At 62.2% G+C, this 22,241-nt stretch carries 17 protein-coding genes; 11 read left to right on the top strand and 6 right to left on the bottom strand.

Going from position 1 to position 22,241, the window contains the following annotated elements:
* Positions 1-18: 18 nt before the first annotated feature.
* Both Q6D67_RS18855 and Q6D67_RS18850 read left to right on the top strand, forming a co-directional pair.
* On the top strand, positions 19-804 hold the full coding sequence (locus Q6D67_RS18855; protein ID WP_304707221.1) for a PEP-CTERM/exosortase system-associated acyltransferase: 786 nt from the start codon (positions 19-21) through the stop codon (positions 802-804).
* A gap of 112 nt (positions 805-916) precedes the next feature.
* Entirely contained in the window at positions 917-1,696 is a 780-nt protein-coding gene (locus tag Q6D67_RS18850; RefSeq protein ID WP_304707220.1) for a PEP-CTERM/exosortase system-associated acyltransferase, read from the top strand.
* Between the two features lie 81 nt (positions 1,697-1,777).
* Here the strand turns inward: Q6D67_RS18850 and Q6D67_RS18845 are convergent, their stop codons facing one another.
* Both Q6D67_RS18845 and pepA read right to left on the bottom strand, forming a co-directional pair.
* Positions 1,778-2,962 carry a hypothetical protein gene (locus tag Q6D67_RS18845; RefSeq protein WP_304707219.1) on the bottom strand — a complete coding sequence of 395 codons (1,185 nt, stop codon included), beginning with the start codon at positions 2,960-2,962 and terminating at the stop codon, positions 1,778-1,780.
* Positions 2,963-3,232: 270 nt separating this feature from the next.
* The gene (gene pepA, locus Q6D67_RS18840; protein ID WP_304707218.1) at positions 3,233-4,036 is read right to left on the bottom strand and encodes a flocculation-associated PEP-CTERM protein PepA; all 804 of its coding nucleotides are present in this window, start codon (positions 4,034-4,036) and stop codon (positions 3,233-3,235) included.
* A gap of 312 nt (positions 4,037-4,348) precedes the next feature.
* Between pepA and Q6D67_RS18835 the strand changes: the two genes are divergently transcribed.
* Entirely contained in the window at positions 4,349-5,041 is a 693-nt protein-coding gene (locus tag Q6D67_RS18835) for a class I SAM-dependent methyltransferase (protein WP_304707217.1), read from the top strand.
* On the opposite strand, the gene Q6D67_RS18830 is transcribed toward Q6D67_RS18835, so the two are convergent.
* Together Q6D67_RS18830 and Q6D67_RS18825 are read right to left on the bottom strand one after the other, a co-directional pair.
* Positions 5,038-5,913 carry a ThiF family adenylyltransferase gene (locus Q6D67_RS18830; protein WP_304707216.1) on the bottom strand — a complete coding sequence of 292 codons (876 nt, stop codon included), beginning with the start codon at positions 5,911-5,913 and terminating at the stop codon, positions 5,038-5,040. The genes Q6D67_RS18835 and Q6D67_RS18830 overlap by 4 nt on opposite strands.
* Positions 5,910-8,141: an RND family transporter gene (locus tag Q6D67_RS18825; protein WP_304707215.1), complete on the bottom strand. Its 2,232-nt coding sequence runs from the start codon at positions 8,139-8,141 to the stop codon at positions 5,910-5,912. The genes Q6D67_RS18830 and Q6D67_RS18825 overlap by 4 nt, the downstream gene beginning before the upstream one ends.
* A 227-nt stretch (positions 8,142-8,368) precedes the next feature.
* On the opposite strand from Q6D67_RS18825, the gene prsT reads away from it, so the two are divergent.
* Entirely contained in the window at positions 8,369-11,146 is a 2,778-nt protein-coding gene (gene prsT / locus Q6D67_RS18820) for an XrtA/PEP-CTERM system TPR-repeat protein PrsT (protein WP_304707214.1), read from the top strand.
* Between the two features lie 23 nt (positions 11,147-11,169).
* Here prsT and Q6D67_RS18815 read toward each other — a convergent pair whose 3' ends face one another.
* Both Q6D67_RS18815 and Q6D67_RS18810 read right to left on the bottom strand, forming a co-directional pair.
* Entirely contained in the window at positions 11,170-12,561 is a 1,392-nt protein-coding gene (locus Q6D67_RS18815) for a hypothetical protein (RefSeq protein WP_304707213.1), read from the bottom strand.
* Positions 12,562-12,582: 21 nt separating this feature from the next.
* Positions 12,583-13,425 (bottom strand): outer membrane lipoprotein-sorting protein, encoded by an 843-nt coding sequence (locus Q6D67_RS18810; protein ID WP_304707212.1) that lies wholly within the window; start codon positions 13,423-13,425, stop codon positions 12,583-12,585.
* Positions 13,426-13,640: 215 nt separating this feature from the next.
* Between Q6D67_RS18810 and purT the strand changes: the two genes are divergently transcribed.
* The 7 genes from purT to Q6D67_RS18775 all read left to right on the top strand — a co-directional run bounded on the left by purT (position 13,641) and on the right by Q6D67_RS18775 (position 22,170).
* On the top strand, positions 13,641-14,822 hold the full coding sequence (purT, locus tag Q6D67_RS18805) for a formate-dependent phosphoribosylglycinamide formyltransferase (protein WP_304707211.1): 1,182 nt from the start codon (positions 13,641-13,643) through the stop codon (positions 14,820-14,822).
* The gene (locus tag Q6D67_RS18800) at positions 14,822-16,321 is read left to right on the top strand and encodes a class I adenylate-forming enzyme family protein (protein ID WP_304707210.1); all 1,500 of its coding nucleotides are present in this window, start codon (positions 14,822-14,824) and stop codon (positions 16,319-16,321) included. The genes purT and Q6D67_RS18800 overlap by 1 nt, the downstream gene beginning before the upstream one ends.
* Before the next feature lie 140 nt (positions 16,322-16,461).
* Positions 16,462-17,868 carry a sensor histidine kinase gene (locus Q6D67_RS18795; RefSeq protein WP_304707209.1) on the top strand — a complete coding sequence of 469 codons (1,407 nt, stop codon included), beginning with the start codon at positions 16,462-16,464 and terminating at the stop codon, positions 17,866-17,868.
* A gap of 98 nt (positions 17,869-17,966) precedes the next feature.
* Entirely contained in the window at positions 17,967-18,380 is a 414-nt protein-coding gene (locus Q6D67_RS18790) for a hypothetical protein (protein ID WP_304707208.1), read from the top strand.
* Positions 18,381-18,384: 4 nt separating this feature from the next.
* Complete coding sequence (locus tag Q6D67_RS18785; protein WP_304707207.1) at positions 18,385-19,719, top strand: sigma 54-interacting transcriptional regulator; 1,335 nt, start codon at positions 18,385-18,387, stop codon at positions 19,717-19,719.
* 249 nt (positions 19,720-19,968) lie between these two features.
* A complete protein-coding gene (locus tag Q6D67_RS18780; RefSeq protein ID WP_304707206.1) occupies positions 19,969-20,655 on the top strand; it encodes a hypothetical protein in 687 nt (228 codons plus the stop codon).
* A gap of 111 nt (positions 20,656-20,766) precedes the next feature.
* Positions 20,767-22,170 (top strand): aspartate kinase, encoded by a 1,404-nt coding sequence (locus Q6D67_RS18775; protein WP_304707205.1) that lies wholly within the window; start codon positions 20,767-20,769, stop codon positions 22,168-22,170.
* Positions 22,171-22,241 lie beyond the last annotated feature (71 nt).

The raw sequence follows: 22,241 nt of genomic DNA, 5'->3' as shown, positions 1-22,241 counted from the left end.
GCCCGGGGAGGTTCTGATATGCAGAACGAAAACACTGTACTGGCCTCCAGATTTCACGAGTACTTCAAGATCGGCCTGGCGCAAACGCAGGCGGATTTGGAGAAGACCTACCGCATTCGGTACCGGGTGTATTGCGACGAATTCAGCTATCTGCCTGCGGAAGATTATCCGGACGGGTTGGAGTCTGATGAGTACGACAGCTTTTCCTCTACCTGCCTGATTACCCACCGGCTCACCAATATGCCCGCAGCTTGTGTACGGCTGGTGCCGGCAATCAATGGTTCCGGTTCAGAGTACCCGCTGCCCTATGAGCTGTTGCGGCCTAATGTGCTGGACGAGGATTTTCATCGGCAGCTGGATGTTCCCCGGGATAAAATCGCCGAGATATCGCGGCTGGCGGTAGACGGGGCTTTCCGCCGCCGTACCGGGGAGGCGGAAACTCGCTTCGGTGAGATTGATGCGCTGGATATCGACAGTATGGAAAAGCGCACTTTTGGCCTGATTTCCGTGGCGGCATTTCTTGCCTCCTGTGCCATGGGGGAGCTGCACAAGTTCTCTGCCGGGTTTGCGATGATGGAGCCGTTTCTGCCCCGGTTGATGCAGCGCTCAGGTATCCATTTCACCAAGGTGGGGACCGACATCGACTATCATGGCCTGCGGGCGCCGTACTACGTGGAGCTGGGCTCCGTCCTTGAGTCCATGCGCCCGGACCTCAGGCTGTTCTATAAATCGGTGTACCAGGCGATCAGTGTGGATTTCGGCGCCCAGTCGACTCCCACGGCGTCGCTGCGCGCCGGCACATGAGTGACGGCAGTGGAATCGGCATGCCAGATACAAAATTGCTAGTGACACGCTGTGGCGTTTGTGACAGAGTGATTTTCGCTGTTTCTTTTTCGCCCCAAGCACAATAAGCCCAATGACCCATTGCGAGCATTTTCACAAGTATTTCTCCGTGAGCCTCGCAACTACGCCAGAGCAGAGACTGAGCGCCCATCGGCTACGTTTTCGCGTCTATTGTGAGGAGTTCCGTTACCTGGACCCTCGCGACCGCCCTGATGAGGAGCAGGTAGCCGGCATTGAGGTCGACGAATTTGACGACCGCTCGATACACTGCCTGGTAACACACCGGCGCACAGGTCGGGCGGCGGGCTGCGTGAGGGTGGTTACCACCCGCGACAACCTGTACGAAGACCCTCTGCCGCTGGGAAAATTCTGCCTGCCCGCGCTGTCCCTGAGTGCCCTTGACGTGCTGGCAGCGGACCGCAGCCGGGTGGGCGAAATTTCCCGGCTGGCTGTTGACCCTGTCTTTCGCCGCCGCAGTGGCGACCACGCCGGGCAGCCTGGCCGCACCAGGGCCGTGGATATAAATCATCAGGAGGTCAGGAGCTTTTCCATGATTGCCGTGGCCGCGCTGTTGGGGGCTGCCGCCAGCTCGGAAATGTTGGGGCTGACCGATGTTTTCGCGATGATGAAACCGGCATTGCCCAGGTTGATGCGGCGCTCCGGATTGACGTTGGCGCGGGCGGGGCAGATCACCGACTACCATGGCAGAAGGGCGCCCTACCATATGAGTGCCGAAACCTACCGCCGCACGATGCCGGCGCAACTGGGCAACTTTTATGAAGAGTTGCGCATCCGCTTGGGCAGTGATGTTGGCTGTGAACTGGCAGCCATGCCCGAAGTCAGAGTCGGATAACCCTAAAGGTTCCATTGCAAATAAAAAAAGGGGCCACCCGCGTGGCCCCTTCCCTGTTACGTTGTTGCAAGCCGTGCAGGCTCAGTTGCGGCGGCGTGCCCTCCAGCGCAGAGTAGTCAGGCCGAGCAGGCCGGCGCCCAACAACAGCAGCGGCGCGGGGGCTGGGACCGGGACATTCTCGGTGGGTATGACATCACCCGCCATCAGGAAGATGTCCGGGAAACCGCCTTCTCCGCAGTTGGTGGTGCTGCCATCGCCGCTCAGATAGCCGGTTCCGATGGTCCCTGCAGTTGAATTGTTGTCAAAGCAGCCCAACAGCACTCTGGCGGAAACTGTGTCGTAGCCGCTGGCCTGGAACGACTCCAGACCCATATCCAGCTCTGGCAGCCAGGCAATGATTTCTGTCAGGTTGGTCGCCAGGGTATTATTGATGGTGGTTTCATAGCCTGCGGGGCAACCGCCGCCCTCAATATTCAGGATAGGTGGAGATTCACTGCCGTCAGTATCTACACAGCTGGTGCCCAGTACCGTGGAGAAGTCGGTGGCGGACGGCTTGCTGGTCTCGCCGTCAAAGGTCTTGTTGCTGACGAACTGGTCGTAGGTTTGACCGGTCGGTGAACGGATTTCGTAATTGATGGGCGGGAGGAGACCCGAAGAGTCAACAAGCGTCACCAGAGACCAGTAATCCAGAGTCGTCGGCGACCCGCTTTGCGGCTCGTTGTAGTCAAAGCCAATCAGCAACTGGTGGCGACCTTCATCGAACGTCAGCGCTTCGATGAGCCAGCCGATATCCACGTCCCACGTTCCGAGGCTGTCCTGTGCTGCGGTCAAGTTGTTATTGTCCGGGTCGCTCAGATTCCCTGCCGTGGTTCCGGTCTGGCCCGTGGCAAAATATTGATCATTGGCGACGTCGTTACTTTTGAACCCATCCTCTACTGCCGGGCCACTACCGCCTACGGGGTCGATATCGGAATTGTCGGCCGCGCCGCCGCCGCCGCTGAGGACGATGTAGTTGTTCCGCAGGGTTCCCTGATTGGTCTGGAAAACGTAGCCGCCGTCGTCAGTCAGGGTGGTGGGGCTAAGCCCTGCCAGCACGTTCAGCAGCGGCGCCGAACAGCTGATGGCGTCGCCGATGGTCAGGCAGCCCGAGGAATTTTCAAAATCGATGGATTGTCCGTACAGTGCCAGTTCGTCGGCGCTGGCGGTGCCGGCCCAGGTGCAACTGGCCACTGCCACTGCGGCTATCAATGCCTTATTGGTTCTCATTGCTCGATCCTCCGGAGATCATGATTCGTCTACACGGGCAAGTGCATACGTCGTGCCAAGATTAATTTGATTAATCTATTCAATCGGTTATGAACTGTCTGGATGAGGTATCAGATTGCTGGGGACGGCCTGTGTAAAAAAAAGTGACAGTGGGCAGGTGGTTTGGGGGCGCGGCCTGCCGGGGGAAGGATGCGGGGCCCGGGCGCTGGTCCAAAAAAACGGCGACCCGAAGGTCGCCGTTCCTGTCTTGCTTTGGTGCTTCGTACCCGCTTAGACCTGACGTCTGCGGCGCGCTGCGAAGCCCAGGCCCAGCAGGCCAGTCGCGAAAAGTGCCATTACGCTAGGCTCTGGCACGGCTGCGAAGAATACCTGGCCAGCACCCGTTACCAAGTAGGTACCTGTCCCCACCGCAAAGTCCGGATTTACGTCCTGGAAGTTGCCGTTGACGTCCAGTACGACGTAGAAGTCAGTAGGCTCGATGAAGAAATTCTCTCCAGCCGGGGTGAGGGCGAAATCTCCCAAGACAATCTCAAAATCACCGTTATTGAGGCCTAACCTGCCATTGCCGGACCCGGCCACCAAGGTGCTGGCAGTACCAAGCTGCACGTCTGCGGTGCCAGGAGTGACAGTTGGCAGATTAACGCCTGTGGCATCCTGTGTAAAACCGCTATCCTGCCCGGGGTCTCCCCAGAGCTCGACGGTAGCGTTGTTTGCTGTGAACGTCAGATCGCCTGCCGCATTGAGGTTATTGGTGCCGTCAAAGTAGAACAGTGCGTACAGATCGTATCCGCCAGGACTTTGCAAATAGCTCGTCAGGCCGGTGCCATCCAGCGTATACCCGGACAATTGGAAGACGCCGGAGGTAACGAACGTACCGTCAACCAAGGGGTCGCCGCTTATCGTCGCGGTTATCGTCTCTGCGTAACTCCCATTGATTTGATCAGCGGTGAGCTGGTAGGTCATGCCGCCACCACAGGCTAACGTGCACTCCTCAATGGTGAATTTCGGGTACGCTAATGCTCCGGTACTGATAGTCGATAAGGCCACTGCGGCCAGTAAAGTTTTTGCTTTCATCGCTCTTACTCCCTGCTTGTTGCATCTAAAAGAACAAACCGTTTAGGGCTGCTCGACGAAGCTGATTAGCCTCTCGTCTCACAGGTTAAAGAGCAATCATTGTGCCATTATAAAAATAAGCATATAGGACAATGGGTTAGGTGATTGGTCGAGGACGGCAGTCGATGCTGATGTAAAAAAAGCTGACAGCTCTCACCAAGGTACTTCGCCGGGCAGTCTGGCCCTGAGATCAGGGGTGGATGAGTTCGTAACTGAAAATATCGTTCCTTTGTCGTATCATCACAGCCATTCGCTACCGGGGCAGGTGTTGCAATGCATGGTATTTCCACAAAAACCAAAGAAGAAATCGCCGCCGCTTATTCCTCCTCCCCCTGGTGGTACGACGTCCGCGGTTTCCTTATTCTCACCTTTGCCTACCGCAGCACCCTGTGGGCGCAGGTCCGCTTCTTTGGCGGCAATATCCGCGGCCGGCACCTGGAGGTGGCCATTGGGACCGGCACGCTCTACGAGTTCATCCACCGCTGGCGACGCTGGAAGAAGCTGCCGGAAGCGAGCGTGGCGGGTATCGACTATGCCCTGCCGATGCTGGCGGGTGCCCAGCGCCGGTTCGCCAAGACGCCGGGCATTGAACTGCAACATGCGGATGTGGCCGCGCTGCCCTACGACGACAACAGCTTCGACAGTGCCAATATCGCCAATGCAGTGCACTGCTTTCCCGATGTGGACGCCGGGCTACGGGATGTGTTCCGGGTGCTGAAACCCGGCGGTCGGTTGGCCGCCAATGTGCTGCTGTACCCCCGCGGCCCGCGCCCGCTGCGCTGGCTGGCACAGAAGATTGACGATTGGGGCATCCGCAAGGGCATTCTCTACACACCCTATCAGGAAGAGGACATCCGCCAGCGCCTGCAGGCGGCGGGTTTCCTGGTCGAGTTCGAGCAGATCTCGGGCAACACCTACAACGTCGCCGCCACCAAACCGGTCGTGCTGGAGGGCCAGTCAGCCTAGCCTCGGCCCTTGTCCAGGGTGCGACGGGCGAAGGCCAGGGCCAGGCGCTGGATCGGGTTGCGGTTGCCCCCCGGGCGCCAGGTGCGCACCAGCTTGTTACGGTAGGCATCGTAATGCACTCCCCGGGGGGCGGCGATCACCTTGCCTCGCCCCAGCAGGATCTTCAGGGCTTCGGTAGTGGCCACCCCGGCAGCCAGCTCGGAGCCGACCGGGGTCGAGGGCACCCGCTCCGCCTGCATGTCGGTGGCGCTGGCGTCCATCAGGTAGGTGCGCTGCAGCAGCGCGGGCGACAGGCCGATCAGGAAGCGCAGGGCCTTGTCCTCGGGCGTGCAGCCCTCCCAGTCAAAGTAGTCGGCAAAAGTCATCCCTCCCGGCATGAAGTTGAGCAGGGAGGCGCCCATGCCGAGCGGGGCGACAATGACCGCAGGAATGCCCTGCTTGACCAGGGCCGAAAACACGATGTCGCGGGCATCAAAGGCAAAAAAATCCAGCCCGTCAACATACAGGTCAGCCCCCTCCAGGAATGTATCCACATTGGCCGCGGTAACCCCGTCCGCGAACGCGCGGATATCCAGCTCGGGGTTGATGTCCCGCGCCATTTCCGTCATGACGGTGGTCTTGGGCCTGCCCAAGGTGCTCATCGTAGCCCCGGCCTGGCGATTGAAGTTGGCAATATCGAAGGTGTCGAAGTCCGCAATGCTGAAGGCGCCTACCCCCAGCCGCGCCAGGGTCAGCAGATGGATGCCGCCCACGCCGCCCATGCCGGCAATGGCAATACGCTTGCCGCGCAGGCTCGCCTGCTCCGCCGCGGTTACCCAGCCGGAGTTGCGACTGAACGCTTCCGCGTAGTCAAACTGTCTGTCTGTGGTCATGGGGCCTCCCGGCGCCGGTAGCTCAGGATCAGGATGGCGGGCAGCAACAGCAGGTCAAAGACCAGGGCTGCCAGCAGGCCGATGCTCGCGAGCAGGCCAAAATGCATGATGGGCACGAAATCAGAGGCCAGCAGGACCAGGAACTGGGCGCAGAGAATGGTGGTCGTGGTCATGACCGCCCGCCCCGCATGCTGGCAGGTTCGGGCAATGGCGATGACCGGGCTGATGCCCCGGCGCAGGCGGTAGATGAAACCGTGGAAAATGTGGATGGTGTCGTCAATTGCGATACCCACCGCGACGCTGGCGATCATGGCCGTAGCCACGTCCAGCCAGATGTTGAAGGCGCCCATCACTATAAAGATGAGCAGGACCGGCGCCAGGTTCGGCAGCATGCAGACCAGGGCGTCGCGCAGGGACCGCCACTGCAGCAGCATCAACAGGAAGATGATCACCAGGGCCCCGAGTATACTGCTCAGCTGGCCGCTGATCAGCAGGTTCACCTGGTCGGAAAACAGGCGGCTCATACCGGCAATCTCCCAGCTCACCGCATCCATCGGCTGTGCCTCCAGGTAGGTGCGCACCCGCTGCATGAACTGCTGGATATCCCTGGCGCCGTGGATGTTCAGGTTCAGGTGCACGCGGCTGACGGCAAGTCGCCGATCCACAAAGTCATAGAGATCAGTGCCGTCGTAGACGAACAGATACTGGCTGATGAGGTCGGCCCTGTCCGGGATGGTGCGGAAGCGGTCTTCGCCGCCGTTGAAGCCCCAGTGCATCTCCTCGACGAAGTCCGCCAGGGATGTGGTCTTGTCGACCTCGTCCTGGGACTCGGCCCAGGTCTGGAACTGGCGGATGGCGCGCAGGTTCTGCGGGCTGATCAGACCCTGCGGCTCGGATGCGGTAAGCAGCACATCCATCGAGCCGGTGCCGGCCAGCTTTTGTTCCAGATGCTCGGTAGCGACCCGGATTTCATGTTCGGGGGAAAAGAACTCCAGCAGATTGGTCTCGACGACAATCCTGCCCAGGAAGGGCGCCCCCGCCCCGAGCAGCAGCAGCGTGGTCAGCAGGGTTGCCACCGGATGACGGGTGCCGGTGTGGAACAGAACCCTGACCGCGGTATCCGACAGGCTGCGGCCAGCGCGACGGCTGCCCCAGTCCCCCCGATCCGTACTGGCGATGATGGGTGGCAGCAGGTGATACACCACCACATACACCAGGCCCACACCGGCTGCGGTGACCAGCCCCAGGTTGCGAATGGGGGGTATTTCACTGAGGCCGAGGGCGGCAAAACCAGCCATGGTGGTGAGGGCATTGTAGAGCCCCGGGCGGCGGACATGGTGCAGCGCGGTTGCGACCCGGTTGGGGCCGCTGGCGCCGCGCCGGGCCGCCAGTTTGAGCGCGTTGAACAGGTGGACCAGGGCCGCAATAGTCAGGGCGCAGAGCAATGGCGGCAGGATACTGGAAATCAGGTTGAAGGGCAGGCTGAACAGGGTGAACAGGGCCACGGTGGAACCGACGGTGGCGAAGATGGCCGCCAGGCTCAGCAGCAAGGCCAGCAGCCGGTGAAACAGCAGCCAGACCAGCAGCAGGCCGATTGCCACTATCAGGGGGATAAACAGCATCATCTGCCGCAGGAACTCCCGGGTCTGCTCAACATCCGTGGAAATCAGACCGGCTTCGGCGACCAGGTGCCCCTCCAGCTGGTGCCGGTGCAGCAGTCCCAGGATATCCTGGTGCAGGTCCATGCGGGCAAAGCTGTCATCCAGGGTATCCGGAATGACCACAACGGCCAGGGCACTGCCGTCCGGCGCCACCAGAGCGCGGCGGGCGAAGCGGTCGGAGAGTATTCTCTGCCGGCGATAGTCCTCGGACCAGTGGTCCAGCTCGTCCACGTCCAGCAAGGGCTCGACCAGAAAGCCGTCCTCGGTGCCGACGATGTGATCCTGGCTGGTGACGCTGAACACCTTTTCGATCTGCGGGTGGGATTGCAGTGCGCGGGTGAGGGCGTCCAGAGCCAGCAGAAACTGGTCCGCGTACAGGTCGGGGCCTTCGAAGAGAAACGCCATGCCCTGGTCATTGGGGAAAAACTCCCGGACCTGTTCGTCGATGATCACCGCCCGCGCATCCTCGGGGAGATACACCTTGGGGACATTGTTGATGGTGAGCTGGAGGAGGGGGGCGATGGGCGCCAGGATCAGCACCAGGAGGCAGGCAATGGCGAGGTACATCCCCCTGCGTTCGCTCCCCGGGGGACGGGGAGTGGCTCTGCGTGGTCGTGAGTCTGTAACCATCGTCGCCGGAAGCTCCGCTGTGGGTTGCGCAATATCACCGGAATGGGAACTGGCGCACAATTCTTCCGGCAATCCGGCGGCTTGTCCAGCGTTTCCTGTTTTGCCAGTGGTGACGTACGGCCTTTATGCTATCGTATTCACAGGCATATGATAAGGAAGCTGTTATGAACCGCGTTAGTTTGATTCTGGTTGCGTGCCTCGGGCTGCTTGTCGGTGGCTGTGGTGAGACCCGTACCAGCGCGGAGCACGTGGTCGAAGCGGAAGCCTTGCTGGCCCGTGAAGACTTCCGCCCCGCAGTTATCGAGTTGAAGAATGCCCTGCAGAAGGACCCGGGCAACCGCCAGGCGCGTCTGCTGCTGGGCAAGGCCAGTTTCGCCACCGGTGAGCTCGCCAGTGCCGAGAAGGAACTCAGGCACGCGCTGGAGTTGGGTAGCCCTGCGGCGGAGGTGTATCCGACCTACGCCCAGGTATTGCTGGCGCTGGAACGGCATGCGCCACTGGGCCAGTTGCAGGTCGAAGGCCTGGACGCGGAGGCGCGCTCGACCGTGCGTGCCGCGCAGGCCCTGTCCCTGCTCCGGCAGGGCGAGACCGATGCGGTAATTACCGCTATCGACCAAGTGCTGGATTCGCCCCCGGTGTCGCCCTATGCCCTGGTGGCTGGCGCCCAGATCTCCCTGACCCGGGACAACACCGGCGAGGAAGCCCGCTACCTGCTGGACCAGGCTTTGGACAAGGACGCGGATTACGCGCCGGCGTGGAGCCTGCGCGGGGATGTCGCAATTCAACTCGGTGATTTGGCGGAGGCGGAAGAGGACTACAGCAAGGCCATCGCCGGCAGCCACAACCTCTTTAACCTGCACTACAAGCGCGGCCTGGTGCGGGTGAGTGCGCAGCGGTTCGACGCCGCCGAGGAAGATCTCAAGGCGATAAAGAAGCTGGTGTCCTCCCATCCCGGCATGGATTTCCTGGAAGGAATGGTGTTGCTGGGCCGGAATGAGCTGGGTAGTGCCAAGCAGTTTTTTGACAAGGCTGCCGTCGCCCCCGAGCAGTACCCGCTGGCCCTCTATTACCTGGCGGCCATACACCGTGCGGACGGCAATCTAGTGATGGCACTGAGTAACGTCGACCGTTTTCTCACCATTCTCCCTGACAATTCACCGGCGCGCAAACTGGCTGCCACCATCGAGTACCAGCTGGGGAATCATGCCCGGATTCCCGCCTTGCTGCAGCCAGTGATCGCCACTGACCCTGCGGATGTGTATGCGCTCAACCTGCTGGCCAACAGCCTGATTGCGAGCGGTGAAACTGAGCGCGGCACGGCACTGCTGCAACGGGTGGCGGAGCAAGAGCCGGAGTCGGCCGAGGCACTGACCCGCCTTGGGGCAGGTCTGCTGGCCACCGGGCAACAGGAGCTGGGTATGGAAAATCTCCAGGCCGCTCTGCGCCTGGAGCCCCGGTATGAGCGGGCCGAGCAGGCTCTGGTCACCGGGCACCTGCAGCAGGGCAATGTCGACGCTGCGCTGGCCCAGGCCGAAAACTATGTCGCCAGTCGCCCCAATGATGCGGAGGCCCTGAAGCTGAAGGGCCGGGTACACCTGGCCGCGGGTGATATCGAACAGGCGCGCACCCAGTTCCTCGCTGCCCTGCAGATCGAGCCAGGTGACCCGGAGGCCAGCCTGGCCCTGGCCAATCTGGCGTTGCAGGCTGGGGATCTCGTTGCCGCAAGAACCTATTACGACGGAGTATTGGAGCTGGATCCGCAGCACCTGGAGGCATTGGTCAGCCTCGCAGCACTGGAGGCGCTGGAGAACCGGGAGCCGGCGATGGTCGAGATCCTGCAGCGCGCCATGGCGGCCCACCCGGCGGCGCTGCAGCCCCGGCTGATACTGGCGCGCTATTACCTGCTGAAGCGGCAGAGCGATAAGGTGGTGACAGTGCTCGGGGAGCTGCCGCAGCTGCAGCGGAACCGGCCGCCGGTAATGGCCGTCCTTGCGGAGGCCGAGCTCAATCAGCAGCACTATGCCGCGGCGCTGCCCATCCTGGAGCGGCTGGTACGCCAGCAGCCGGGCGATGCACGGGTCCATTTGCTGCTCGCCCGCGCCCAGTCGGGACTCAAAGATGTGTCCAGTGGTATAGAGTCGCTGGAGCGCGCAGTGGCCCTGAGCCCGGATTTTATTCTCGCACGCCTGGGGCTGGCGCGGTTGTACCTGCTCACCGGGCGCCACGAGCAGCTGCAAGAGCAGGTGGCAAAGCTGACAGAGCTGGCCCCGGACAATACCGATGTGCTGAAACTGCAGGCTAGCGTCGCCAACCTGCGCGGCGACCGGCAACAGGCGCTGTCCAAAATTGAGCGCGTATTTGCCAAGTCGCCCAGCAGGGGGTCGATGCTTGAGCTGGCGATGCAACGGCGTGCCACCGACGACGAGACAGGCGCCATTACCCTGCTGCGTGACTGGGTTGCGGAGCACCCAGCCGATGTACCGGCACGCATAGCCCTTGCCGAATTCCTCTCCGCTGCCGGTCAGGGGGAAGAGTCCATCGAGGCCTATGGCGAGGTTCTGGAAGTGGATGCCGACAACGTGGTGGCGCTGAACAACCTGGCCTGGCAGTTCAGGGATAGCGAGCCGAAGAAGGCGCTGGAGTACATCCAGCGCGCGGTCGCGGCCTCACCGGAGGCACCGTCCCCCAATGTACTTGACACCCAGGCCATTATTTACCTGAAGATTGGCGATCTGCGTCGGGCGCGGCGCAGCATTGACGACGCGCTCAGCGCTGCGCCCGGACATCCTGCCATTCGTTTCAGCAGCGCCCAGATCAGCGTGGCTGAGGGCGACAGGCGCACCGCCGTGCGCGAGCTGACGTCGCTGCTGGAGGGCGACAAGGAGTTTCCGGAGAAGGCAGCGGCGCAGCAGTTGCTGGCTGAGTTGCAGCAGGGAGGCTAGCCGGCCCCATCGGGCAGGCAGTTTCAGAGCGTAAGGCGGAGGCCTACGGCGATGAAGCTGTTATCCTGATGGAAGCCACCAGGGGTGCCGTCGCTGCCGTCAAAGTGGTGCAGGGTCAGGTACAACTCAGTCGCCGGGATGGCGGTATAGGCCAGTTCTGGATTCAGATACCAGTCGCTGGCGTACAGGCCTGTATGGAAGCGTGTGTTCAGGCGCCAGCGCCCACGCGCCAGCGGTAACTCCCAGGAGCCGCCAAGGGCGTAGGTTTCGTCGCGGTCCAGTACCGGAAAGTCGGTATCCAGCCGGCTGCCCATGAGCTGCAGGTTGAGCCTGCCGTCGCCGTCACCGGGAAATAGTTCCAGTGCCACACCCCAGCTCAGGCTGTCCACCGTAGCGTAGCGGCCGTCTATACCCGTGACCGGAGTATCGGCGGACCACAGTGCCTCCAGGCGCACCACACCGCCCAACGCCTCGAACGCGAGGTCACCACCGGCAGACCAGCTTGTGGGGTAACGCGTACTGATCGTGGCAGAGGCAGGGTCGTAGGCAAAGTAGGGAAGTGAATTGCGGCCCTTCTGCACGGTTATCGCGTAGTCCAGGCCGGCGCCTGTGGTTTTGTAACGTGCACCGAAACCGCCCTCCGAGTCGGGTTCGTCCAGGTCCAGCCGGGCATTCCGCACCAGATCACGGCTGAGCGGCGTGGATCGAAGCCCGAATACCTCGCCGGTGCTTTGGTTCACCGGGAACCAGACACTGTCGCGGTCCGGCAGTTCGGCAGCGCGGAAACGTGGGACTGCCAGCAGATCCAGCTTGCTGTCTGCCCAGAAATATTCGTAGCGGATGGCGACCGAGGGCCGGCGGCGGTACTCCAGGTCGTCAATGACATAGCGACTGATGTCCTGGGTGCTCAGGCGGTCAGTGGGGGGGAATTCGTCAATGCGTCCCCAGGTGACCTGCTGCGCGCCTGCGGTTACACGGTAGTTCTCGCCCAGATAGCGGACATAGGATTCCCCGTAGTCGAACGCCAGGTCATGAACATCACTGCCGCCACTTTCCAGATAACCATAGGCACGCGTTGCTACCCGGACTTCCCAGTGTGGCCTGGCAACCCAGCTGGCAGCCAGTTCCCCGCGCACGTGACCCAGGTGATCGGTGCCGGAGGCATCCCGGACAAACTCGCCATATTCCAGCCACAGCTCGCCCAGGCTGACAGAAAGTCCCGTGGCGTCGGTGACGCCCCTGTCGTCATTCCCGGCTCCGGGCGTGGGGCCCCGGGTATCCGGCTCACTGTCATCGATAATTCTCACAGTCTGGTCAGCTGCAGCAGCCAGCGAGGCTGTGAACGCAGTGGCCAGCAACAGCCCTTTCGCAATGGGGTTGCGTCGCCGGTTCATCGGGAGTTTGCAGTGTTCCATGGCGGCAACCAGCGTGGGTTATCAGGGGCGGAACGGGATTTCCAAAGTTTCATCAGCCAGGCTGCGTTGCTGGAACAGGCTGTCGGGCAGGTCCTGATTGTACTTGATGTCCAGCGTCAGCATCTGGGTTTTGTGGCCGCTGACCAGGTCGTGCATGGTGCTGTCAAATACCGTCCAGAAGCCCTGTACCCGCCTGATTTCGCTGGCCTGCAGGCGCTTGACGGGTTCCTCGCTCCGGTCCTCGAAAAAGTCTACGCGCAAGGGCAGGTCCAGATCCGGGTGGATCCAGGCGATGCGCCGACTATACACCGAGTTGTCGGGGTCCAGCGGGGTGCTTTCCAGCAGGTAGCATTCGGCGCCGCCAAGTTGTTCCCGGCCCAGTAGCCGATGGGAATCCATCGCCACTTCTCGATCCATAAGGTCCTCGTAGTAAAAATCCGAGCCTACGAACCGTCCACCCTTGCGGGAGGAGGCAATCCGCCGCACGCGGTCGAGCGCGGGCAGGTACAGCCACTGGTCGCTCGCTTCACCCGGGTAGTTCAGGGTCAGGAGGCCGGTGCCGGCAACGTCGGCAGGCTCCACAAAGCGGATCATGGTCCAGCGCTCTGCATCGCCCTTGTCCTTGGCGTAACTATAGAGGATGCGTTGCCGGGGTTCTCCCCGGCCGTCGTGCAGCTGCATCATGATGCGCGCACTGACGTCCTCCCCATTGGGACGATCATACACGCGCCTGGCCAGAGCATCGGCGCGCTGCTGCTCGGCGTTGGCCCCCGGCGGATCGGATGTCCAGCCGGGAACCGGCAGCACCAGCAAGAGCGATAGCAGGGCGCGGGCGGTAACAGCGCGGGAACGGTACAGAGGCAAGATTTTNGTTGGCCCCCGGCGGATCGGATGTCCAGCCGGGAACCGGCAGCACCAGCAAGAGCGATAGCAGGGCGCGGGCGGTAACAGCGCGGGAACGGTACAGAGGCAAGATTTTCATGCCCTATTCTACCTAATTGGTTGGGATCAGGTCTCGCATTGTAGCAAACATGCTTTGCTACAATGCGAGACCTGATCCCAAGCCCTCAAGGACCCCCATGACCACTATCGGCACGCCACTGACCCCCCACGCCACCCGCGTCATGCTGCTGGGCAGCGGCGAACTGGGCAGGGAAGTCACCATCGAATTGGTGCGTCTGGGCTGCGAAGTAATTGCGGTGGATCGCTACGCCAATGCCCCGGCGATGCAGGTGGCCCACCGCAGCCACGTGCTCAACATGCTTGATGGCGCCGCGCTGCGGGCACTGGTGGAGCGGGAGCGGCCACAGATCATCGTCCCGGAAATCGAGGCCATCGCCACCGATGAATTGGTCCAGCTGGAAACCGAGGGCTGGCAGGTGGTGCCTTCCGCCCGCGCCGCCCAGCTCACCATGAATCGCGAGGGGATCCGGCGGCTGGTGGCAGAGGAACTGGGGCTCGCCACCTCACCCTACCGGTTCGCGGAGACCCGCGAGGAATACCTCGCGGCGGTGGCGGCGGTGGGCTTGCCCTGCGTGGTCAAGCCGATCATGTCCTCTTCCGGCAAGGGCCAGAGTACCGTGCGCAGCAGCGACGATATCGACCGCGCCTGGGACTACGGCCAGGCCGGTGGCCGCAGCGGTGCCGGGAAGCTGATCGTGGAGGGCTTTGTCGACTTCGACTACGAGATCACTCTGCTGACCATCCGCCACCGTGACGGCACCAGCTTTTGCGAGCCCATTGGGCACCGGCAGGAAAAGGGTGATTACCGTGAGTCCTGGCAGCCCCAGGCCATGAGCCCGGTCGCCCTGGAGGAGTCCCGGCGCATCGCAGCAAAGGTCACCGAAGCGCTGGGTGGATACGGCATTTTTGGGGTGGAGCTGTTCATCAAGGGGGACGCGGTGTATTTCAGCGAAGTGTCCCCGCGGCCCCATGATACCGGCCTGGTTACCCTGATTTCCCAGAATTTGTCGGAGTTCGCCCTGCACGTGAGGGCAATCCTCGGCCTGCCAGTGCCGGTCATCCGCCAGCTCGGCCCCTCGGCCTCGGCGGTGCTGCTGGTGGCGGGGGATTCCGCGGACATGCGCTACGGCAACCTTGCGGCGGCACTGGCGGAGCCGGATACCGACCTGCGCCTGTTCGGCAAGCCGGAGGTCCGCGGCGAGCGTCGCCTCGGCGTCGGCCTGGCCCGGGCCGCCACTGTCGAACAAGCGGTGCAGAAGGCGCTGCGGGTGGTCGGTGCGATTGCAGTGACCCTGTGATGCGTGCGCAGTTCCTGCACGACTTGCCCGCCTTTCAGGCACTGCGGCAGCCGGATGCGGTAGCTATTTGGTGGCGGGGTGAGCCGACTACCTACAGCCAGCTCAATCAGCGGGTCGAGCGACTGGCGGCGCGCCTTGCCGCGCTGGGCGGGGTGGGTGACCGCGTTGGCGTCCTGGCCTGGAATGGCCCGCAGTTCGTCGAGCTGATTTACGCCTGCGCCGCCAGCGGCCGAATCCTGGTGCCACTCAATGCGCGGCTGGCGCCGGCTGAGTGGCTGTACCAGCTAAAGGCGGCGGGCGTGGACCCGCTCTTCGCGGACGGGGAATTGCTGCGGGCCCTGCGCGCGCATCCAGAGTCTCCGCCCAAGCTGACGGTCATCGACCTGCAGGCAGACTATGACAACTGGCTGCAAGCTGGCCCGATGGCGCCCCTGCCGACATTGCGCACGGAAGACCCGGCCTGGATTCTCTTTACTTCCGGCTCCACCGGCCGGCCCAAGGGCGCGGTGCTCAGCCACCGCTCCTTCCTCGCCGGCCTGGAATCCGCCGCCCTGGCGCGGCCGGTAGCGGCGGACGACAGGTACCTGTATCCCTTCCCCTTGTTCCATGTTGCGGCCCACAACGTGCTGCTGCAGCACCAGCATGGGGCCGCGGTGGTATTGCTGCGCTCATTTGCCGCCGAGGAGACCCTGCGCGCCTGCCGCGAACTGCGGGTGACCGGCATGTCCCTGGCGCCGACCATGATTGCCACGCTGCTGGAGCACCCGTCCTTCAGTCCCGCGGACCTGGCGAGTGTGCGCACCATTGGCTACGGCGCTTCCGCCATGCCCGAGACCCTGCTGCGGCGCCTGCTGGACGAGACTGGCGTCGGGCTCTGCCAGAGCTATGGTATGACCGAGTTGTCTGGCAGCGCGGCGTTCCTCACCGTGGAGGATCACCGGTTGGCAGCGGCGGGGCGGCCCGAGTTGCTGCATTCGGTGGGCAAGCCACTGGCGACGGTGGAGCTGAAGGTCGCCCACGAGAGCGGCCGGGTGTGCGGGACCGGTGAGGCCGGGGAGATCCTGGTGCGGGCGCCGCAATGTATGCTGGGCTACTGGCGGCAGCCGGAAGCAACCGCGGCGGCGCTGGTCGATGGCTGGCTGCACACCGGGGATATCGGCTGTTTCGACGCGGAGGGCTACCTTTATATCGTTGATCGCAAGAAGGACATGATCATCAGTGGCGGCGAAAACGTGGCCTCGCGGGAAGTGGAGGAGGCTCTTCGCCGCCACCCGGCGGTCAGGGATTGCGCCGTTGTTGGCCTGCCGGACCCGCGCTGGGGGGAGCAGATTTGTGCCATGCTGGTGCTGGCAGCGGAGGTTAGTGACGCTGACCTGGCGGCCCACTGCAGAAGCCTGCTGGCGGGGTATAAAACCCCGAAAACCTGGCGCCGGGTGGCGGCGTTACCGCTGAATGCGGCGGGCAAGGTGGACAAGCCCGCCCTGCGACAGCGGCGGTGATTCCGCTGGCGAGAGACCTGTTGCCACTGTGGAGCCCCCCATGTTGGCCTGCTGGTCGGCATCCAGCTACCGGGATATAATCTCGCCTCTTTTCGATATCCCGCAGTCCGTGATCAATGGTGTTCTGGCAACCCAGATCCGTGTTACAGCTCGTCCTGGTCGGCTTCTTCGCCGCGCTGGCGCCGCTGTGTGTGGCGATAGTGTTCTCGGTGCAGGCGTTGGAAGAACTGGCGGCAAGTGACCGCGAGGTAACCCGGCGAGTGATGGAGGCCACCCGGATGGGCCAGGAGATCCAGGGCGAAGCGCTGGAGATGGAGCGCCATGCCCGTCAGTATCTCGCCTTGTCCGATCCTGAGCTGGCCACACTATTCGAGCGTGAACGGGAGGCGCTGGGCGAAAAACTGTTCGGGTTGCAGGCGCGGGTGGCCCAGCCCAGCAAGGATCTTGTCGCGCTGCTGCAGGCATTGAGAATGGTGGATCTGGCGGGTGCTCGTGCGCTAGCCACGGAGGATGGTGACCTGGGCCGCGCGGTGGCACAGTTGGATCAGTCCTTCGCCGCCGTCACTGAACACCGGCGTGGGGTGCAGCAGTGGCTGACCTCCTCGGTGGACCAGCTGCTGGCGGAAAATGCCGCCGAGGCGGGTTCAATCGTCGATCGGCTGATGCTTCAGCTGTCGTTCCTGGTCGTCACGACCCTCGCGCTGCTGATCTCCTTCAGCTACTGGATCAACAGGCCGGTACGGGATCTGACCGAGGAAATCCACCGCCTGGGCACGGCCGGTTTGACTCACACCATCGAAATTGCCGGCCCGAAGGAAATGGCGGCCCTGGGCGAAAAGCTGGAGTGGCTGCGGCAGCGACTACACGACGCCGATCAGCAGAAGGCACAGTTTTTGCGTCATATCTCCCACGAACTGAAAACGCCGTTGTCCAGCCTGCGCGAGGGAACGGACCTGCTGGCGGAACAGGTGACCGGCAGGCTGTCTCAGCAACAGCAGTCGGTGGTCGATATCGTTCGCCGAAATGCGATTGAGCTGCAGTGCCTGATCGAAAGCCTGTTGGACTACAATCAGTTGCCGGGTCAGCAATTGAACATCGAGGAATTCGACTTGTCCGAGCTCTGGTGGGAATTGCTGGATAACTACAGGATCAGCATTGAGCAAAAATCTCTGCGGCTTGAGTCCCACGTCACAGTGGACAGCTGGGTGGCTGATCGGGGCAAGCTGAAAACCGCGCTGGACAATCTACTGTCCAACGCCGTCAATTATACTCCGGAGGGTGGCAGCATTGATATTGCCTGGCATGGGGACGGTGACAGTCTCGTGATCGAGGTGTCCAATTCCGGCAGCCCTATTCCCGCGGGGGACAGCGAGCGCGTGTTTGAACCATTTTTTCAAAGTATTGCCACACGCAGTGGTCCGATCAAGGGTTCTGGGATTGGTCTCAGTGTCGCCCGGGAGTCTATCGAGGCGCAGGGTGGCAGCCTGACTCTGGTTTCTCACTTGCGTTTCCCCGTCTGTTTCCGGTTGCTATGTCCCGCGCACTGATCAGTTCGCTGGTGCTTTCCCTTATGGTTACGGCCTGTGCCAGTCCGACACCCGCTCCGATAGAGCCGCCCCCCCCGCCCCCGCCGGCACCGGCCGAAGTGCCGGAAGCATCTGACTCCCCGCTGGCGCACTGGCTCGGCCTGCAAGCCGCTGTGGTGACGATGTCTGTCGGGCAGGTCGAAGCCGTGCTGGAGTCCATGCCGCGGCCTGAGGGCGCGGACCAGTTGTTCTGTTTCGGCCTGCTGCACCATCAATCCCAGACCTATAATGGCTGGATGCAGGCGCGGGACGTGTTCAGACTGTTGAGCCAGGACGAAGCGCTGCCGGACGAGTTGAGGCAGGTAGCGGGTATTCTGGAGGCCTTCAATCAGAGCAGAATCAATGCGCACCAGCGCTACGCCCAGCTGCAACAGCAGATTGATGAGCTCGAACAGCAAAAACAATTGCTGGATGAGAAGATCCAGGCTATTACCGACCTGGAGGCGGCTATAAGTACCCGCAAGGAGCAATAACTCGATGCGCGATCGGGTGTTACTCGTGGACGACGACGCCAGCTTTTTGAAATTGCTGAGTATCCGGCTGGAGGCCGAGGGTTACGAAGTGTTCACAGCGGAGTCTGCGGATCGGGCGATGCAGGAGCTGCGCAACAGCCCGATTGGGGTAGTGGTCACCGATCTGCGGATGGAGGGTGCCAGCGGCCTGGATCTGTTCGAACAGACCCGTCACTACTACCCTGGGTTGCCGGTGATCATCATGTCCGCCCAGGGCACCATTCCCGAAGCGGTGACGGCTACCCAACGGGGCGTATTCGAGTTCCTTACCAAGCCGGTGGACAAAGGTCAGTTGTTGGTGAGTATCCGTGCGGCCCTGCACCAATCCGGCGGTGCCAAGGCGGAGGTCGTTGATGGTTGGCGGGAGCACATAGTCACCCGCAGTCCGGTGATGGAGCGCATACTCAATCAGGTCAAGCAGGTCGCGGGATCCGATGTCAATATTCTGGTGACCGGCGCCAGCGGCAGTGGCAAGGAGCTGCTGGCGAGGGCGATCCACGAAGCCGATGAGCAGCGCCAGGGTCCGATGGTGGCGGTGAACTGCGGTGCCCTGCCGGAACAATTGCTGGAATCCGAACTATTTGGACATGTTAAAGGTGCTTTCACCGGCGCGGTCAGTGAACACCCCGGCCTGTTTCGCGCGGCTAACGGCGGGACGCTGCTGCTCGACGAAATTGGCGATATCCCGCTGGCGCTGCAGGTCAAATTGCTGCGGGCGCTGCAGGAGCGCCGCATCCGCCCGGTGGGCAGTACCGTCAGTGAGCCGGTCGACGTGCGGATCATCGCCGCCACCAATCGGGACCTCGAAAAGGACATGCGCGAGGGCCTGTTCCGGGAGGATCTGTTCTATCGTCTCAATGTGGTTAATTTCCACCTGCCCTCACTGGCCGAGCGGGCCGAGGATATCCCGTTGTTGGCGCACCGGTTTCTGCGCGATACCGGTGCCTACCAGATGGGCAATGTCACCAGTTTTGCGCCCTCGGCGATGGAGGTGATGATTCACGCACCCTGGCCGGGCAATGTGCGGCAATTGCAGAACGTGGTACAGCGAACCGCCGCGCTGTCCACCTCCCCGGTCATTACCGAGGCGCTGGTGCGTGAGGCACTGACGGTGGCAGACCATTATTTGCCGTCCCTGAGCCAGGCCAGGCAGCAATTCGAGCACGATTATCTGGTCAAGGTGTTGCGCCTGACCAGCGGTTCGGTGGCGGATGCGGCCGTGTTGGCCCAACGCAATCGCACTGATTTTTACAAGCTCCTCAAGCGCCACAAGATCAATCCGGACCGGTTCAAGGCGTAGTGTAAGCCGTCTCCGGTTGTCGCAAATTTGCGACAACTTATGTTATTGATTCTAAACACCTTAACCATCATTTGTGTGTTTGCTGTCGGTAATCGCACACAAAAGTTGTGATAAATTACCGGAAAATTTCCATATATCCTGGCCAAGTGTTTGTTTCCGAACAGATCAGGTGATGTGGCACGTTTCTTGAATGAATAAAGCGACTGTCCACTGGTGGGCATCAATCATCACATACCAGGAGGAGCTACCTTGTCAGTTGCGTTCGAATTGTCTCGTGATCCCCATTTTTTAGCGCAATACTATGAGATGCGCGAACGGTGCTTCAGAAAGGAACTGGGCATACCACACTTTGACGGTTCCGAGGACGATCGGGACCGGCAGGGCTTTATTCTCCTCGCCCTTCAGGGCGATCGCTGCCTGGGCGGGGTCCGGATCGCCACGAGCCTGGATATGGACGGGGATATCGGAGAGCTCGACCTGCCCCCCGATGGCTGTTGCATGTGGGAGCGGCTGGTTATCGATCCGAGTGTAAGGGACCGGACCCTGCAGTTACGGCGTGATTTTTGCCATCGCCTGATCGGCGCCTCACGCCGGTGCGGCTACCAGCATGCGCTGGTGTTGAGTTCGCTGCGCAATGCACGTTTTTACCGCCAGTGCCATTCTGCAATGGGGGTAGACTTCAGGATTCACCGCCAGCTCACGAACTGTGCGCGCGGGCCTTTCGCCAACATCGAGCACTGCTTGTCAGTTGCGGATCTGCAGGACAAGGCGCCGGTATCAATGACGGCTGCAGTACTTCCCGCGAGCTTGTCCTCAGAAGAAATTGGGGGTCGGGACATTGGGGCTCAGGTCTCGCATTGCAGCATCCCGCAGAATGCTACAATGCGAGACCTGCCCCCGCCCTATCCGGCCTATCGCATCACCTTGTCGACATGAGGCACGGTGATATTACCCAGTAACGCCGGCAACAGGCGCCGCGCCGGTAGCTCCAGATACAGCTGACCCCACGCCCGCGCTACAGTAAACTGGTCCCCTGCAGGACCCGCCATGCCGGCGGGGCCGAAAGGGGGCAGCGCAGCGGTGAAGGAATCGGGACAGGTGGAAGCAGCGGACGGTGCGGTGGCGGAGCGCATTGTGTGCAAATTCGGCGGCTCCAGCCTCGCCAGCACGGTACAGATGCGCAAGGTGCGGGCGATTATTGACGCGGACCCGCGCCGCAGCGTTATCGTACCTTCGGCGCCGGGCAAGCGCGACAGCAACGACACCAAGATCACCGATCTGCTCTACCTGTGCCACCACGCCGCCAGCATGAACGCGGATTTCAGCGGTCCCTTCGGCCAGATCGTCGAGCGTTTCACGGGTATCGAACAGGAACTCGGCATTGCGCCGATGATCGCGCAGCATCTGCAGCAGTTCCGGGCGCAACTCGGCGCCGGCGTGACTGCCGACTTTGCGGCATCTCGTGGCGAGCACTTCTGTGGCCTGCTGCTGGCCGCCTGGCTGGGGGCAGACTTTGTCGAGCCGGCAGAATGCATCGTCATCGGCACCAACGGTCTGGTGGATCCGCAGACCTGGGGCCTGCTGGGGGCGCGGCTGGCGGACCCGGGCAAGCGCTATGTGCTCCCCGGTTTCTACGGCCGCGACCCGGATGGGCAGGTGCGTACCTTCTCCCGCGGCGGCTCCGATGTCAGCGGCGCGGTTGCCGCCCGCGCCGCCCACGCCGCCCTGTACGAGAACTGGACCGATGTCTCCGGGCTATTGATGGCGGACCCCCGCATCGTCAGCCAGCCGCGGCCGATGGCAGAAGTCACCTACGCCGAGATCCGCGAATTGGCCTATATGGGGGCCAGCGTGCTGCATGACGAGGCCATGGCGCCGGTGCGGGAGGTGGGCATTCCGGTCAACATCCGCAATACCAACGAGCCCGACCATCCGGGCACCCGCATCGTCGCCGAGCTGTCGCCAGAGATTATCCAGAGCACCCAGATCGCCGGTGTCGCCGGCAAAACCAGTTTCTCCATGATTACCATTGGCAAGCACCTGATGAATCGCGAGGTGGGCTTTGTCTACCGCCTGCTGGGGGTGCTGGAGCACAACGATATTCCCTTTGAGCACTGCCCCTCGGCCATCGACAGCGTCAGTGTGGTGCTGGAGTCGAAGTGGCTGGAGGGCCGGGTGGAGCAGGTACTGGATGAGATCCGCCGTACCCTGGAGCCGGACGAGATCGAGTATGTGCCGAGCATCGCCCTGATCGCCATCGTCGGCGAGGAGATGGCGCGTACCCCCGGGATCGCGGCCAAGGTCTTTACCGCGCTGGCGGCGGCGGGTGTCAATGTGCGCCTGATCAACCAGGGGGCGTCGGAGCTCAACATCATTGTCGGCGTGGCCCCGGGCGACTACCCCCAGGCGCTGCGGGCGATCTACGGGGCTTTTGTGCCTCTAGCTGGGTGATCGCCCGCAGAGCGGGCTCCTACGGGTGTGGGAGCGCACTCTGTGCGCGATCGCCCGCAGAGCGGGCTCCC

The sequence above is a fragment of the Haliea sp. E1-2-M8 genome (assembly GCF_030649675.1).
In the GTDB taxonomy this organism is placed as follows: Bacteria; Pseudomonadota; Gammaproteobacteria; order Pseudomonadales; family Halieaceae; genus Haliea.
The sequence above is the reverse complement of the archived record's forward strand: the minus strand, read 5'-3'. Positions and strand labels throughout refer to the sequence as shown.